Origin of the sequence: Bradyrhizobium sp. SBR1B (assembly GCF_014198205.1) — a bacterium.
Taxonomy (GTDB): domain Bacteria; phylum Pseudomonadota; class Alphaproteobacteria; order Rhizobiales; family Xanthobacteraceae; genus Bradyrhizobium.
Window position 1 is genome coordinate 167,102 of record NZ_JACIHC010000014.1, and the last position, 15,678, is coordinate 182,779.

16 protein-coding genes are annotated in these 15,678 nt (G+C 65.7%); 3 read left to right on the forward strand and 13 right to left on the reverse strand.

The annotated features are described in order from the left end of the window. Positions 1 to 168 precede the first annotated feature (168 nt). Positions 169 to 1,068: a LysR substrate-binding domain-containing protein gene (locus GGD61_RS28975; RefSeq protein ID WP_092254916.1), complete on the forward strand. Its 900-nt coding sequence runs from the start codon at positions 169 to 171 to the stop codon at positions 1,066 to 1,068. A 227-nt stretch (positions 1,069 to 1,295) separates the two neighbouring features. Here the strand turns inward: GGD61_RS28975 and GGD61_RS28980 are convergent, their stop codons facing one another. From GGD61_RS28980 to GGD61_RS29020, 9 genes are all read right to left on the reverse strand, one after another. Further along, positions 1,296 to 2,669: an amidohydrolase family protein gene (locus tag GGD61_RS28980; protein WP_092254573.1), complete on the reverse strand. Its 1,374-nt coding sequence runs from the start codon at positions 2,667 to 2,669 to the stop codon at positions 1,296 to 1,298. After that, entirely contained in the window at positions 2,666 to 4,249 is a 1,584-nt protein-coding gene (locus tag GGD61_RS28985; RefSeq protein WP_092254570.1) for an ABC transporter substrate-binding protein, read from the reverse strand. The genes GGD61_RS28980 and GGD61_RS28985 overlap by 4 nt, the downstream gene beginning before the upstream one ends. 226 nt (positions 4,250 to 4,475) lie before the next feature. Next, positions 4,476 to 5,126, reverse strand: a complete 651-nt coding sequence (locus GGD61_RS28990; protein WP_092254567.1) for an aspartate/glutamate racemase family protein — start codon at positions 5,124 to 5,126, stop codon at positions 4,476 to 4,478. Between the two features lie 8 nt (positions 5,127 to 5,134). Next, positions 5,135 to 6,019, reverse strand: a complete 885-nt coding sequence (locus GGD61_RS28995) for a polysaccharide deacetylase (RefSeq protein ID WP_092254564.1) — start codon at positions 6,017 to 6,019, stop codon at positions 5,135 to 5,137. After that, positions 6,006 to 6,821, reverse strand: a complete 816-nt coding sequence (locus GGD61_RS29000; RefSeq protein WP_177237042.1) for an ABC transporter substrate-binding protein — start codon at positions 6,819 to 6,821, stop codon at positions 6,006 to 6,008. Before GGD61_RS29000 ends, GGD61_RS28995 begins: the two co-directional genes overlap by 14 nt. 14 nt (positions 6,822 to 6,835) lie before the next feature. Continuing rightward, positions 6,836 to 7,600 carry an amino acid ABC transporter ATP-binding protein gene (locus GGD61_RS29005; protein ID WP_092254559.1) on the reverse strand — a complete coding sequence of 255 codons (765 nt, stop codon included), beginning with the start codon at positions 7,598 to 7,600 and terminating at the stop codon, positions 6,836 to 6,838. Next, entirely contained in the window at positions 7,597 to 8,454 is an 858-nt protein-coding gene (locus GGD61_RS29010) for an amino acid ABC transporter permease (RefSeq protein ID WP_177237041.1), read from the reverse strand. The genes GGD61_RS29005 and GGD61_RS29010 overlap by 4 nt, the downstream gene beginning before the upstream one ends. Further along, positions 8,451 to 9,278: an ABC transporter substrate-binding protein gene (locus GGD61_RS29015; RefSeq protein WP_092254553.1), complete on the reverse strand. Its 828-nt coding sequence runs from the start codon at positions 9,276 to 9,278 to the stop codon at positions 8,451 to 8,453. The genes GGD61_RS29010 and GGD61_RS29015 overlap by 4 nt, the downstream gene beginning before the upstream one ends. A 40-nt stretch (positions 9,279 to 9,318) precedes the next feature. Further along, complete coding sequence (locus tag GGD61_RS29020) at positions 9,319 to 10,275, reverse strand: N-carbamoyl-D-amino-acid hydrolase (protein ID WP_092254550.1); 957 nt, start codon at positions 10,273 to 10,275, stop codon at positions 9,319 to 9,321. 151 nt (positions 10,276 to 10,426) lie between these two features. Between GGD61_RS29020 and GGD61_RS29025 the strand changes: the two genes are divergently transcribed. Together GGD61_RS29025 and GGD61_RS29030 are read left to right on the forward strand one after the other, a co-directional pair. Next, positions 10,427 to 11,353 (forward strand): LysR family transcriptional regulator, encoded by a 927-nt coding sequence (locus GGD61_RS29025; protein WP_183231690.1) that lies wholly within the window; start codon positions 10,427 to 10,429, stop codon positions 11,351 to 11,353. Positions 11,354 to 11,376: 23 nt separating this feature from the next. Next, positions 11,377 to 12,084 carry a type 1 glutamine amidotransferase gene (locus GGD61_RS29030; protein WP_183231691.1) on the forward strand — a complete coding sequence of 236 codons (708 nt, stop codon included), beginning with the start codon at positions 11,377 to 11,379 and terminating at the stop codon, positions 12,082 to 12,084. Positions 12,085 to 12,487: 403 nt separating this feature from the next. Here GGD61_RS29030 and GGD61_RS29035 read toward each other — a convergent pair whose 3' ends face one another. From GGD61_RS29035 to ruvB, 4 genes are all read right to left on the reverse strand, one after another. Next, positions 12,488 to 12,955, reverse strand: coding sequence for a nuclear transport factor 2 family protein (locus tag GGD61_RS29035; RefSeq protein ID WP_183231692.1), 468 nt, complete (start codon positions 12,953 to 12,955; stop codon positions 12,488 to 12,490). A gap of 93 nt (positions 12,956 to 13,048) precedes the next feature. Further along, positions 13,049 to 13,498 carry a tol-pal system-associated acyl-CoA thioesterase gene (ybgC, locus tag GGD61_RS29040; RefSeq protein ID WP_092254538.1) on the reverse strand — a complete coding sequence of 150 codons (450 nt, stop codon included), beginning with the start codon at positions 13,496 to 13,498 and terminating at the stop codon, positions 13,049 to 13,051. A 68-nt stretch (positions 13,499 to 13,566) separates the two neighbouring features. Beyond that, positions 13,567 to 14,487, reverse strand: a complete 921-nt coding sequence (locus tag GGD61_RS29045) for a metallophosphoesterase (RefSeq protein ID WP_183231693.1) — start codon at positions 14,485 to 14,487, stop codon at positions 13,567 to 13,569. A 129-nt stretch (positions 14,488 to 14,616) separates the two neighbouring features. Then, a complete protein-coding gene (gene ruvB, locus GGD61_RS29050; protein WP_177237050.1) occupies positions 14,617 to 15,651 on the reverse strand; it encodes a Holliday junction branch migration DNA helicase RuvB in 1,035 nt (344 codons plus the stop codon). Positions 15,652 to 15,678 lie beyond the last annotated feature (27 nt).

Here is a 15,678-nt window from a genome sequence, read left to right on the forward strand (position 1 = left end):
TCCGGCGCCCATTCGGCGGGTTTTGGCGCGATCTGGAGGCTTGAACCCCTCCAATCTGCCGAAAAAGCGGGCTGTCTCCAGTCCTGATGAAAAAGATCGCAACCTATACTTCCATCGTCCAATGAATAATGGCAACCTCTGTATGCCTAAATGTTATGGATGTTCGGCATGGCGCGGATCAATTCGCGGCAGGTGGAGGCCTTCCGCGCGACGATGTTGACCGGCAGCGTCACCGAGGCCGCGAAGCTGATGGTGGTGACGCAGCCGGCTGTCAGCCGGTTGCTGCGCGACTTTCAGGCGCTGTTGAAGATGGAGCTGTTCGAGCGGCGCGGCACCGGCCTCGTGCCGACCGCCGCGGCAATGGCGCTCTACACCGAGGTCGAACGGTCCTTCGTCGGTCTCGAACGCATCACGGCTGCAGCCGAAGAAATCCGGGGACGCCGCACCGGCTCGCTGCGCATCGCCGCGCTGCCGGCGCTGGCGAACGGCTATCTGCCGCGGCTTGCCGGGCATTTCCTGATGGAACGGCCCAACCTCAACCTGGCCTTCTTCGGAGTGATTTCGCCGATCGTGGTCGACTGGGTTTTGAACAATCAATGCGACATCGGCTTTGCCGAGGTGCCGATTGCCCATTCCGGCCTGCCGAGCCTGCGGCTGCCGGCGCTGGCGCGCGTCGCGGTGCTGCCGACCGGACATCGCCTCGCGGAGAAAGAAGTGCTGGAGCCACGCGATTTCGAGGGTGAGACGTTCATCTCGCTGTCGGCGGGATCGTCGAGCCGACACCTCGTCGACCAGGTCTTTCACCGCAGCGACGTCCGCCGCGTGCTGCGGGTGGAGACCACGCTGTCGGAGATCATGTGCGGGATGGTGTCATCCGGGCTCGGGGTCTCGATCTGCGATCCCTTCACCGCGCAGGAATTTGCCACGCGCGGCGTCGTCGTGCGGCGCTTCCTGCCGCGCATCGACTTCGAATTCTCGGCGGTATTTCCCGCACAGCGCAGTCCGTCGCCGGTGGCGCTGGATCTGGTGGAGACCATGCGCAAGAAATTGATGGAGTTCGAGGGCTAGGGCATGGGTCGGAACGATGCAGCCACAGACTCGCTGGCAACCTCTCCCGCTTGCGGGGGAGGCGTAGGCCGCCTATGGCGGCCGTCTCTTAGGAGACGCCGAGGCGAAGGCCGGGTGGGGACTCCCTCCTCATCGGGAGTGTCCCCGCATGGAGAGAGCCCCCACCCCGGCCCTCCCCCGCAAGCGGGAGAGGGAACGCACCTTTTTTGTGGCTCTGGAAGCGGCCGTCAGCCGTTGAATGCCGCCTGCGCTTCCGGCAGATCCCAGATCTTGCCGATCGCGGCGCTGCCTGCTGCGGTGATCGCTGCTTCGTCGGCGCCGAGATAGCGGCCGGCATCGATCAGCACGCGGCCATCGACCACGACCTGATCGATATTGGCGCGGTTGGCGAGCGCGATCAGCGCGCGGCGGGGATCGAACAGCGGCTGGAGATGCGGATGGGTGAGATCGACGACGGTGAGATCGGCGGTCGCGCCCGGCTCGATCCGGCCGAGATCAGGCCGCCTGATGACGTCGGCGGCGACAGTCGTGTTCGCTTCGATCAACTCGGGCGAATTGGCGACATCGGCGCGCTGCGACGTGATCTTGGAGATCAGTGACGCCGCATTGAGCTCGCCGAGCAGATCCATGTTGTAGCCGTCGGTGCCGACCACGGTGCGCACGCCATGCTCGGCGAACCGGCTGAAGGCCGCGGTGACGCCGGCGCGCGCGAACACGCGCGGGCAGTTCAGCACGGTCATGCCGCGCGCGGCCATCAACTTGAGATCGTCGTCGCTGCTGAGCATGCAATGCGCGGCCATCAGGTCGGGCGCGAGCAGGCCGAGCCAATCCAGATACTCCGCCGGCGTGCGGCCGCCATAGCGCGTGCCGATGGTCTCGACCTCGGCGCGGCTCTGCGCCATATGCGTCGTGATGGGCACGCCGAGCTCGCGCGCTCGCGCGGCGCAGGCTTTCAGGAGATCGGGGCCGCAGGTGTCGGTGGCGTGCGGGCTCATGGCGAGGCCGATGCGACCGTCGCCGCGCTTGTTCCAGCGCTGGTAGAGCGCATCCCACGTCGCCATGTCCGCGGCGCCGTCATCGCCGGAATACTGGACCACACCGTCCGGGCCAGCCTTGGCATCGGACGTCGAGAACAGATAGGGCGCGCCGTAGAAGCGGATGCCCATCTCCTCGGCGGCGTCGAACATTTCAGGGATCGAATTGCGGAACGGCTCCATCACCGTGGTGGCGCCACCCTTGAGCAGCTGGAGGATGCCGAGCCGCGCCACCGCCATACGTTCTTCCGCCGACAGGATATCGGCGCCACGCTTGGTCAGCGGCAACAGCACCGTGTAGACGATGCTCTGGTTGTTCTTGCGGCCGTTGCCGTCCTCGGTGTGGCTGCGCGCTACCGCCTCGCTAAAACAGTGATTGTGCAGATTGAGCAGGCCCGGCAGCACGAAGCGGCCCGGGCGGTCGTAGACCTCATCCGCGCGCGGCTTGTCGCGCGTGACCGCGGCGATCTTCTTGCCTTCGATCAGGACCCAATGGTCGCGCAGCACATCCTGCGCGCCGTCTTTCCGTGACAGCACATAGCTGCCGAAGATTGCGATGGTGCTCATGCGGGGCGTACGTTCCAGAACACGGCGGTGCCGTCGAGAATGCCGGTGATGGCCTTGCGATAGGCGGTCGGCTGCTTGTACAGGCCGATTGGGATGTAGGGAATCTCCTCGAACGCGACCGCCTGGACCTGGCGGCAGATGCGCTGCTGCTCGGCGAGCTCGGACGCCGCCAGCCATTGGCTGCGCAAGGGCCCCATCTTCTCGCTCGCATACCAGCCGGCGACCTTGCCTTCGCCGCGGATGTTGGTGTTGCCGGCCGGGTTGAGCCAGTCGATGCCCTGCCAATTGCCGACCGCCGCACTCCAGCCGCCCTGCCCGATCGGGTCCTTCTTGAGCTGGCGCTGCAACACGACGGCGAAGTCGAGCCCGGCATATTCGACGTTCATGCCGGCCTTGCGCAAGCTGTCGACCGCGATCTCGCCGAGCGGCTTCTGCGCCAGCGAGTTGGTGGGCACGAGTACCACGATCTTCTCGCCATTATAACCGGCCGCCTTCAGATCGGCCTTCACCTTGGCGTAGTCGCGGGGCCCGCGGAACACATCGAGCCCGACCTCGCTCGCCATCGGGGTACCAGGCGCGAAGTAGCCGATCGGCGAGACTTGGAAGGCGGGATCGACGCCGGCCACTGCCGTCATGAACGCGGACTGGTCGATCGCACCCAGCAGTGCGCGGCGGATGGCTGGATTGTCGAACGGAGGCTGCAGGTGATTGAGGCGCAGCATGCAGGCGTAACCCCTGGGATCGAGAACGCGCGTCTCGATGTCACCGGCGGCCTTGATCACCGGCAACAGATCGTGCGGCGTGGTCTCCTGCCAGTCCTGCTCGCCGGTCTGCAGCGCGGCAACGCCGGTGCCGGCATCGGGCGTGGTGGTCCAGACCACGCGATCATAGTGCACGATCTTCGGACCCGCGGTCCAATCCGGCTTGCCGTCGGTGCGCGGCTGGTAGCGCTCGAATTTGGCGTAGGCGTTGCGCGCGCCCTGCACGCGCTCGTCGGCGAGATAGCGGAACGGGCCGCTGCCGATCACCTCGGTCAGCGGCTTGAACGGATCCTGGCTCGCCAGCCGCTCCGGCATCATGAAGCAGGCATTGATTGCGGCCTTGCCGAGCGCCTGCGGCAGCAGCGGGAACGGACGCTTGAGACGGAAGCGAATGATGCGGTCGTCGGCGGCGGACAGCTCGTCGGTCGCCTCCATCAGCTCACCGCCAAAACCATCGCGTGCAGCCCAGCGGCGGATGCTCGCCACGCAGTCGCGCGCGAGCACGCGTTCGCCATCGTGCCAGAACAGGCCGTCGCGCAAGCTGAGGTCCCATTGCAGCCCATCACCGGAGATGATGTGGCCCGACAGCATCTGCGGCGAAACCTGGAGCGAGGCGCTCATGCCATAGAGTGTGTCGTAGACCATGAAGCCATGGTTCCGTGACACCTGCGCAGTCGAGTAGATGGGATCGACGAAGGCGAGGTCGATCACGGGGATGAAGCGCAGCGTGGATTGGGATTCGGCACGAACGATACCCGGCAGCGACAGCGCCGGCATGGCTGCGGCAGCCCTAAGGAGCGAACGGCGGGAGATAGACATTACGAGAGGCTCCTGAGTGCGGTGACATGCAGCCGCGGCCGCGGTGTGCTCCCTCTCCCGCTTGCGGGGGAGGGCTGGGGTGGGGGTGTCTCCGCAGGCGATGACCCCGAGAGGAAAGAGCCCCCACCCGCCGCGCTTCGCGCGTCGACCTCCCCCGCAAGCGGGAGAGGTTGCAGCGAGCGCGCGGCCAGAGCGATGTCACAAAGCGGGGTCCCATAATTGCGCTCTACGTGTTGAGCAAGACCGCACCGATCGCAGCGGCGACCGCGTGCTGCGTCGGCTCGACCACGGGCACGCCAATCGCCTCCGCAATTGCCGTGCGGTGCGAGGCCATGCCGGCGCAGCCCATCACCACGACATCGGCGCGGCATTGCGTGACCAGGGCGCGGCCGGCGTCGATCAACCGTCCCCGGATATCTGCAGCTGCGGTCTCGGCTGCGCTCGCGCCGACCGACCAGCTTCCGGCATAGCGGCCGTCGACGCCCATCAGCCGCACCATCCGTTGCTGGCGCCGGATGCTCGAGGGCGACAGCGCGATGATGCCAAAACGTTCACCCAGCATCAGCGCGCGAAAGATGCCGCATTCGGCGATGCCCATCACGGGACGACCGCCGGCCGCCTCGCGCACCGCATGCAGGCCGGGATCGCTGAAGCAGGCGAGCACGAAGGCATCGGCATCCTCGCGCGCGACGCGATTCACCAGCGGCATGACGACGCTGTCGGCATCGCGCTGCGAGCTGATGCCCGGCGGCCCCTCGGCGAGGCCGACCACCTCGATGTCAGGCCCGCCGGCGATCCGCAGCGGCGCGACCGCCTCGTCGATCGCCGCCGTTACCGACGCCGAGGAGTTCGGGTTGATGACGAGGATGCGGGTCATGGCGCTCCCTAGCGGTTACCGGCCTCGTGGCGCAGGAAGTTCTCCGCGATCTTCTCGCCGGTGGTGATCCAGACGTCCGGGCACGACTTTGCGTAAGTCAGGAACTCGCGCAGCAGCCGCAGCCGCATCGGACGGCCGCTGCATTGCGGATGCAGCACCGTCGTCACCATCGCGCCCCAGTCGCGGACCTCGTCGAGCTCGTCCTTCCAGATCGAGAGCACATGTTCCTTGGGGAAGATCGAGCGCGGGCTGAAGCGGGCGGAGAGGCCGTGCATCCAGTCGTCATAGCTCGCGGTGACCGGCAGCTCGATCGTGCCGGGCTTGCCGTCGGCGAGACGATGGCGATAGGGCCTGACGTCGTCGCGGAACGAGGAGGTGTAGACGATGCCGTGGCGCACCAGCGCGACGCGCAGCTCCTCGGTGAACTCGCCGTACGGCGCGCGATAGCCGGTTGGCTTGACGCCGAGCCGGCGCTTGAGCGCCTCGAAACCGCGCTCCAGCTCCTCCTCGATCCAGGGATCGCCGGGATCGGGCAGGAGATGATGATAGCCGTGATGTCCGATCTCGTGACCGGCCTTAAGGATGGACTCGGCCATCGCGGGATGCGCATCGACCGACCATCCCGTGACAAAGAAGGTCGCTTTCAGATCGAGCTGGTCGAGCAGCTCCAGCAGTTTTGGCGTGCCGACGCGGGCCTCATAGCCGCCATAGCTCATGGTGATGAGCCGCTGGGCGTGCACTGCGTCCTTGCTGGTCCACGCGCTCTCGGCGTCTACGTCGAACGACAGGAACATCGCCGAGGTGTACGGCTTTGGCCAGGGATAGTCCGGCGCGGGATCTGCGGTGTTGGCCGGGACAAGGGGGATGCTCTGGAGTGCCTTACTGTCCAGCATTGATGGTCGCCTTCTCTAATCCGTTGTCGGTGAGTTTCCACTTGGCAAGCAAGGTACGATAGGTGCCGTCCGCGATCAGCGCCTCGACCGCCTCCAGCATCGCCTGCTGCAAGGCCTTTTCCTTGACCGGCAGGGCGATGCCGGTGAATTGCTGTGCGATGGGCTCGCCCACCGTTGCATAGGTGCCGGGCTCGAGGTCCATGATGTAGGGCAGCGTCTCGTTGCCCTGGGCCGCGGCATCGATGCGGCCTTGCCTCAGTTGGGTGCGGGCGTCGGCCGAGCCGTCGGTGCCGACGAACTGAATCGGACTGCTGCCGCAATTTTTCTCGCTCCACGCCGCGATCTGCGCCGGGAACATGGTGCGACGGCTGGCGCCGACCTTCTTGCCGCAGAGCGCTGCGGCGTCCTTGAACTCCGCCTTGCGCGACTGCTGCACGAAGAACTGCGGACCGCTGCGCAGATAATCGACGAAGGACGCGATCTCGTGCCGGCTGGCATAGTCGGTGAAGCCGGACAGGATGGCGTCCACGCGCCCGGTCGAGATCGACGGCATGAACTCGGCAAAGCTCGTCTCGGTCCATTCGATCTTGACGCCGAGCTTGCGGCCGATGGCTTCGCCGAGATCGATGTCGAAGCCGGACAGCGCGTTGGTCGCGGGATCGCGGAACTCCATCGGCGGATAGTTCGGCACCAGCGCCACCTTGATGCTGCCCCGCTTGGCGATCTCCGCGGGCAGATCGATCGCCATCGCGGGCACACTGATGGCGCCGAGGAACACCGCCGCAACCAAAAATCTTTTCATCAACACGCTCCCGTTCAGATCACAGCCGAAAGAAATGCCTTGGTGCGCTCCTCGCGCGGGGCGCCCAACACGTCCGATGCGCGGCCCTGTTCGACGATCGCGCCCTGGTCCATGTAGACGACGCGGTCGGCGACCTCGCGCGCGAAGCCGAGCTCGTGCGTCACCACCATCATGGTCATGCCGCTCCGCGCCAGCTCCTTCATGACGGCAAGCACCTCGCCGACAAGCTCGGGATCGAGCGCGCTGGTCGGCTCGTCGAACAGCATCAGCATCGGCTTCATCGCCAGCGCGCGGGCAATGGCGACGCGCTGCTGCTGGCCGCCCGAAAGCTGGGCGGGATACCAGTCCGCCTTCGCAGACAATCCGACGCGGCGCAGCAGCTCGAGCGCTTCAGTGCGTACCTCATCTAGCTTGCGGCCCTGCACCTGGAGCGGGCCTTCGGTGATGTTCTCCAGCGCCGTCTTGTGCGGAAACAAATTGAAGCGCTGGAACACCATGCCGGTCTTCAGCCGCTGCCGCCCGATCTCGCGCTCGGTGAGCCGATGCAGCCGTCCGCTTTGCTGGCGCACCCCGAGCAGTTCGCCGTCGAGCCAGATGCCGCCGGCATCGATCGTGGCCAGCTGGTTGATGCAGCGGAGCAGCGTGGTCTTGCCCGAGCCGGAGGCGCCGATCAGGCACATCACCTCGCCGGGCCAGACGTCGAGCGAGACGCTTTTGAGAGCCTGGAATTCGCCAAAATTCTTGGCGACGGAGCGGATCGCGACGAGGGGCTTTGTCATCGCGCGAGCCGCAATGTGCCGCGCGCAAAACGGCGTTCGAGCAGCATCTGGAGCGGCGTCAGGATCGAGACCACGAGCAGGTACCAGAGCCCGGCGACAATCAAGAGCTCGATCACGCGGGAATTGGCGTAATAGATGTTCTCGGCGTTGTGCAGCAGTTCCGGATACTGGATGACGCTCGCAAGCGAGGTCGCCTTCACCATGCCGATGAACTCGTTGCCAAGCGGCGGGATCACCACGCGCATCGCCTGCGGCAGCACGATCCGGCGCAGCGCGCGCAGCCGTCCCATGCCGATCGCCTGCGCCGCCTCATACTGCCCGATGTCGACCGACAACATTCCCGCGCGCATCACCTCGGACGTGTAGGCGCCCTGGTTGATGCCGAGCCCGAGCAGCGCGGCAAGGAAGGGCGTCATGACGTCGACGGCGCGCGCGCTCCACAGGCCGGGAATGCCGATGGTTGGAAACACCAGCGCGAGGTTGAACCACAGCAAGAGTTGCAGGATCAGCGGCGTGCCGCGGAACAGCCAGGTGTAGCCGGCGGCGACCGTCTTCAGCACCGGATTGGGCGACAGCCGCATGATCGCGACGACGATGCCGAGCACGATGCCGAGCGCCATCGCCAGCACCGCCATCACCATGGTGTTGACGATGCCTTCGAGGATGACTTTTGCGGTCAGGAAGCGGCTGACATAGGACCATTCGATCTGCCCGTTCGCAAACGCGCGCGCAATGGCCGCGAGCACCAGAATGATCAGCGCGGCGCTGAGCCAGCGAAACCAGTGCGGCTCGCGCGCGATCCTCATCCCCGACAGATCGGGGAAACCTTCCGCGAGTGCCGGCGCCGGCTTCATTGCGGCGCCGCGTTGAGCATGGGCTGGGCGACAGCGTTCGCACCCAAGCCCCATTTATCGAGAACCGCCTTGTAGGCGCCATCGGCGATCATGGCGGCGAGCTTCTCCGTCACGACTTCGCGCAGGGCGGCATCGTCCTTGCGGAACATGATGCCTTGGTAACCTTTGGCGAAGGGCTCGCCGACGACGCGGTATTTTCCGGGCTCCTGCGTTTGCGCGTAAGGCAGCGTCTCGCTGCCCTGCACGGCGGCGTCGATGCGGCCTTGCTTGAGCTGGTTGCGGACGTCGATCGAGTTCTCGCCGGGGACATACTGGATGGCAGGTTTGCCGGCCGGCTCGCAATTCTGCTTGCTCCACTTCTCGATCTCGACCGGGAAGCTGGTGCTCCGGGTGGTGCCGACCTTCTTGCCGCAGAGATCGGTCGCGTCCTTGGCCGCATTGTCCGCCATCACGAAGAACTGCGGGCCGGTCTGGAGGTAATCGACGAAATCGGCGGTCTCGCGCCGCGAGGCGCGGTCCGAGATGCCGGAGATGATGAAATCGGCACGCTTGGTTTGGAGCGAAGGGATCAGCTCGGCGAACGGCGTCTCGCTCCAGACGATCTTGAGGCCGCCGAGCCGCTTGGCGAGCTCGTTGGCCAGATCGATGTCGAGCCCGACGAGCTCATTGGTCGCGGGATCGCGGTATTCCATCGGCGCGTAGGTGGAGTTGACCGTGAGCTTCAGCGTGCCCGCCTGCTTGATCTCCGCCGGAAGCTCGGCCGCCTGTGCCGACGTCGCGGCAACCAGGGTTGCAAGGGCGAGGAAATGCGAAAGGCGTGTCATGTCAGCTCCTTTGGCTGGCGCCGCGACCGGCCGTTTGAAATCAATCCGCGTCGAGAACGGCCGGCTCGATGACGCCGGCACGTTCAGTGATCACCCTGTATTGCTCCGGCCGCCGGTGAGCGGCGAAGTTGAACATCTTGTCCTTGCCCTGGCGGCACAGATCGAGATCGATGTCGGCGACGATCACTTCATCGGCGAGCGTCTGCGTCTGCGCGACGATACGCCCATTGGGATCGACGATGCAGGAGCCGCCGATCAGCCCGGAGCCGTCCTCCTCGCCCGCCTTCGCCACCGAGATCGCCCAGGTCGCGTTCATGTAGGCGTTGGCCTGCGTCACCAAAGTCGAGTGGAAGGTGCGCAAGGCGCCGTCTTCGGTGGTGCCGCCATTGGGATCGTAGGCCGCCGAATTGTAGCCGATGCAGACGAGTTCGACGCCCTGCAGACCGAGCACGCGCCAGGATTCCGGCCAGCGCCGATCGTTGCAGATCATCATGCCCATGATGGCGTGGGCCCAGGCCGATCCGGCGCGGAAAGCGGGAAAGCCGAGATCGCCATATTCGAAATAACGTTTCTCGAGCTGCTGGTAGCGTGCGCCCGGCCGCGGCTCCACCGAACCCGGCAGGTGAACCTTGCGATAGCGGCCCAAGATCTCGCCGTCGCGATCGACCAGGATCGCGCAATTGTAGCGGCGGCCGTCCGCGGTTTGCTCGGCATAACCGACATAGAAGCCGACGCGCAGCGCCCGCGCACGATCGAACAATTTTGCCACCGCAGGGTTCGGCATTCCGCGCTCGAAATAGCGGTCGAGCGCCTCGCCTTCGAGCAGCCAGCGCGGGAAGAAGGTGGTGAAGGCAAGCTCGGGGAACACCACGAGGCTCGCGCCGCGGCCGGCCGCCTCCTCCAGCAATGCAAGCATCCGCGACAGCGTATGCTCGCGCGTATCGGCTTTTTGCGTCGGCCCCATTTGAGCTGCGGCGGCGCGAAGGACACGAACCAAGTTTGCCTCCAATCTGTGCGCAGTGCTGCCTCAATGGGCGAATGAACCCTTTGATGCGACGTGCAAATCCGCTGCCATTACGGGCGAGCGGGGCTGCAAAATCAATTCGTTCTGCTATGATGTTTTGGCCCTGAGTATAATCGGCAGTGATATGAACCTGCGTCAGCTCGAAATCCTGCGCGCCGTCATCCGCCATCGCACCACGGTCGCCGCCGCGGACGAGCTGGCGCTGTCGCAACCCGCAGTCAGTAATGCGCTCAAGACGATGGAGGCGCAGGCGGGCTTCGCCTTGTTCGAGCGTGTCAACAACCGGCTGTTTCCGACCGCGGAAGCGATGGCGCTGTACAAGGAGAGCGAGGCGATCTTCGCGCTGCACGCGAAACTCGAGAACCGCGTGCGCGATCTGCGCGAGAACCGCTCCGGGCATCTTGCCATCGTGGCGACGCCGCCGCTCGCCTACAGCATCATTCCCTCAGCGCTGTCGGGATTCCTGCGACGACGCCCGGAAACGCGCGTGTTCTTCGACGTGCGCCGCTACGAGGGCATCATCGAGGGCGTGCTCAGCCGCGTCGCCGAGCTCGGCTTCGCGCTCGGGCTGACGCATCATCCCGGCATCGCGCATGAGGTGGTGCATACCGGCGAGATGGTATGCGTATTGCCGCCGCAGCACCCGCTCGCCGACAGACCCGTGATCTCGGCTTCGGATCTGTCCGGCCTGCCTTTCATCGGGCTCGAACGCGGCACGCGGCTGGGTGAAGCCGTGCGCGACAGTTTTGCCCGCGCCGGCGCGCCGTTTCAGCCGACCGTCGAGGTGCGCTACTGCAACACGGCCTGCGTGCTGGCTGCCGCCGGCGTCGGCGCCGCCGTGGTCGATCCCTACTCGCCGCGGCAGAACGGCGGCAGCGGCCTCGTCGTCCGCCCGTTCACGCCGACGACGCACGCGGTCGCCTCTATGCTATGGTCGGAGGCCGAGCCGCTGTCGCGCCTCGCCAAGGCCTTTCTCAACGAGGTCCGCAAGGAAAGCGCACTGCTGGAGCGTACAGCGTCACACCAGCAATATCGGGCAGAAAGCGACTGAGCTTCGCAACCTTCCGGGGGCACATGGCACGCATCACCATCATCGAGACCGGACAGGTCCCGCAAAAATATCGGGAGCAGCACGGCTCGTTCCCGGACATGTTCGAACGCATGGTCCGCACCGAGGACCCGACGGCTACGGTGGACGTCGTCAGCATCCCGAATGGCGACGCGCTTCCTGATCCGGGCAAGCTCGAGGCCGTGCTGATCACCGGCGCGGCGGCCGGCGTCTATGACGGGCTCGACTGGATCGCGCCGCTGGAAGATTTCGTCCGCACCGCTTACGCCAACAAGACGCCGATGGTCGGCATCTGCTTCGGCCATCAGCTGATCGCGCAGGCGCTCGGCGGCACCGTGCGCAAATCCGAGAAGGGCTGGGGCATCGGCCGGCATGTCTATCGGGTGCTGCCGGAGAACGGCGTCGTCGAGGGCGAAGCCGTCGCCATCGCCGCCTCGCACCAGGACCAGGTGATCGAGCCACCCAACGACGCGCTCACGATCCTGTCGTCGGAGTTCACCCCGCATGCCGGCCTGCTCTACGCCAATGGCACCACGCTGACCGTGCAGCCGCACCCGGAGTTCGACGTGGCGTTTGCGCAAGTGTGCTGCGATCTGCGCGACGGCAAGGCGCCGGATGACGTGGTGGCGACGGCAAGAGCATCGCTGGCCGAGCCGATGGACAATGCGAAGCTCGGTGGGGCGATTACGCGGTTTCTGGCAAGGCGCACGTAGTTCGCAATCGTCGCCACGTAGATTCTTCCCTTCTCCCCTTGTGGGAGAAGGTGGCGCGAAGCGCCGGATGAGGGGTATCTCTCCACAAGCAAGATGTTCACGAGCGGAGAGATACCCCTCACCCGTCTCGCCGCTGCGCGGCGAGCCACCCTCTCCCACAAGGGGAGAGGGTGAAGCAGCACCGGCTTCGATAAACTCAGTGCGGTAGGGTGGGCAAAGCGAAGCGTGCCCACGTCCTGCCTGTTTGGCGAGACGACGTGGGCACGGCGCAAGTGCGCCTTTGCCCACCCTACGATTCCGGACTCGCTGAGAAAGACCCCTCACCGTATCGCCGCCATGCGGCGAGCCACCGTCTCCCATAGGGGAGAGGGTGCAGCGCGCCCGCCGCGCTATCTCGCGAACATCAGAAGGGATCCGTCCCCAGCCCCGGCACATCCGCGGGTCGCGGCCCGGGCGCGGTCCAGTGAAACCGGCGATCCTTCTCCGCAATCGCGATATCATTGATCGACGCCTCGCGCCGCTTCATCAAGCCGTGCTCGTCGAACTCCCACTGCTCGTTGCCGTAGGAGCGATACCACTGTCCGCCCGCGTCGTGCCATTCGTACTGGAAGCGCACGGCAATGCGGTTCTCGTCGAAGGCCCAGAGGTCCTTGATCAGGCGGTAGTCCAGCTCCTTCTCCCATTTGCGGGTGAGGAAGGCGACGATGGCCTCGCGGCCCTGAAAGACCTCGGAGCGATTGCGCCAGCGGCTGTCCTCGGTATAGGCGAGCGAGACGCGCACCGGGTCGCGTGAATTCCAGGCGTCCTCGGCCATGCGGGCCTTTTGCACGGCGGTCTCACGGGTGAAGGGCGGAAGCGGCGGGCGCGACATGATGGCCTCATCGGTTGGTCGGGGCCGCAATCTATCGCCCCAACTGCTGGAGTCGATAGGCCATCACAAATCGGGCGATCACTTATCGGGCGATCACGAAATCAGATCGGCCTTCATCAACGCGCGGATCGATTTCGGGATCGGCTGCGCGCGGCCGCCGCTGATGAAGGCGACGCGGACCTCGGCCTTCACCAGAACTTCCCCGCCGCGACGCACTTCCTGCGCCAGCATGATCGAGGCTCCCTTCACCGCGACCGGCCAGGTCACGACATCGAGCACGTCGTCCATCCGCGCGGGTTTCAGGAAATCCAGATGCATCGAGCGCACGACGAAGGCGAAGCCCGCGCCTTCCGTCTCCACCTGATCGAACAGCGCCTGCTGCTCGGCACCCATCAGCCGGAGGTGATTGGTGCGGCCGCGCTCCATGTAGCGCAGATAATTGGCGTGATAGACGATGCCGGAGAAGTCCGTGTCCTCGTAATAGACGCGGACCTGCATGTGGTGGCGGCCGTCGCGGATCTCGCCGTCGAGATGAGCTGTCACGTCGCGAGCCTCTTCGCTTGTCGCTATAGGTCCGTTTTGCGCAAAAACGGCCGGACGCGCAAGCGTTGCTAGGACACAGCGAGCCCTGTCCTTCCCAGCGTCACCTCGACGATCTCGGGCGGCACACCGACACGGACCGGCATGATGCTGCAACCGAGGCCGCCGGAGACAATGAGGTCGCATTTGAGGCGGAAGTGGCCATAAGCGAGGCGCACGCCGTTCTTGGGCGAAACCGCCGGTGACCAGCCGAGCAGACGAACCTGGCCGCCATGGGTATGGCCGGACAGTTGCAGCGCGACGCGCCCGGGTACGAGCGGCGCGATGTTGGGCTCGTGCGCGAGCAGGATGACCGGCGCATCGTCGGTGACCTTCGCCAGCGTGCCGGCGAGATCGTCGGCGCCGAGCCGATGCGCGCGGCCATAGCGCTTTGAGGGGTAGTAGGCCAGCTGATCGCCGAGCCCGGCGAGCCAGAACGGACGGCCGTCCTTGGTGAGGCGCACGACGTCGTTCTCGTAGACGGGGATGCCGGCCGCCTCCAGCGCCCGATGCGCGATGGTCGGTCCGTGCCCCGCCTGCTGCACGGTCCTGTCGTCCCAATAATCGTGATTGCCCATGACGGCATGGACGCCGAGCGGTGCCTTGAGTCCGGCCAGCACCCTCGCCCATTCGCGCGACGGGATGAGGCGCGTGACGTGGTGAAGGCCGGCGACATAGTCGCCGAGCAGCACGATGATATCAGGCTTCAGCGCATTGGCACGGTCGACGATGCCCTCGATCCGCTCCAGCGACATCCAGGGATCGCAGGCGTGGATGTCGGCGATGGCCGCGATCTTCAGCGAAAAATCCGCCGGCCATTGCCGCGGCTTCGGATGATAGCGGGTGACGCGAAGCCGCAGCACCGGCTCGACGCCGACGCCGTAGGCGGCGGTCGAGATGCCGAGGGCGGACAGACCGCCGATGGAACGGATGAAATGACGGCGCGTAATCATGGAAGCCCGATCGAGATGCGCCTTGTTGATGCGGTCTGATTGGAGCGGAATTGGGGTGCGTTCATGCAGACCGTCTGCACGAGATTACCAGAAATTCATGACAGAAGGAGCGCGCTGCATTGGCGCAGCTCAGTCGTCGCTCTCGTCCGTGCCGAACAGGCCGAATTGTGCCGCCGCATCGCGCGAGGGCTCGGCGATGCCGAGATGACGGAAGGCGTGCGAGGTGAGCAGACGGCCGCGCGGGGTGCGCTGGAGATAGCCGCACTGGATCAGATAGGGCTCGATGATGTCCTCGATCGCATCGCGCGGCTCGGACAACGCGGCGGCCATGGTCTCGACGCCAACCGGGCCGCCGCCATAGTTCATCGCGATGGTCGTGAGGTAGCGACGGTCCATCGCGTCGAGGCCCGCGGCATCGACCTCGAGCGCGCTCAGGGCGTGGTCGGCGATCTTGCGGTCGATCTTGTCGGCATCGGCCGCCGAGGCGAAATCGCGCACGCGGCGGAGCAGGCGGCCGGCGATACGCGGCGTGCCGCGGGCGCGGCGGGCGATTTCGTTGGCGCCATCCGCGCTCATGCCGACATTGAGCACGCGCGCGCCGCGGCTGACGATGCTTTCGAGCTCCTCGATCGTGTAGAAATTGAGCCGGACCGGAATGCCGAAACGATCGCGCAAGGGATTGGTGAGCAGGCCGGCACGCGTGGTGGCGCCGACGAGGGTGAATTTCGACAGCTCGATCTTCACCGAGCGCGCCGCCGGGCCCTCGCCGATGATGAGGTCGAGCTGAAAGTCCTCCATCGCGGGATAGAGCACCTCTTCCACCGCCGGGCTAAGACGATGGATCTCGTCGATGAAGAGTACGTCGCGCTCTTCGAGATTGGTGAGGAGAGCTGCGAGATCGCCGGCCTTGGCGATCACGGGACCCGATGTCGCGCGAAAGCCGACGCCCAATTCCTTGGCCACGATCTGCGCCAGCGTGGTCTTGCCGAGGCCGGGGGGACCTACGAACAGCACGTGATCCAGCGCCTCGCCGCGCTTGCGCGCCGCCTCGATGAAGATCGAGAGGTTCTTGCGCGCCTGCTGCTGGCCGACGAAATCGGACAGCGACTGCGGGCGCAGCGCGGTGTCGCCGACATCGTCGCTGCGGCGCTCGGGCGAGACCATGCGGGAGGCCTTGGGATCGCTCACTTG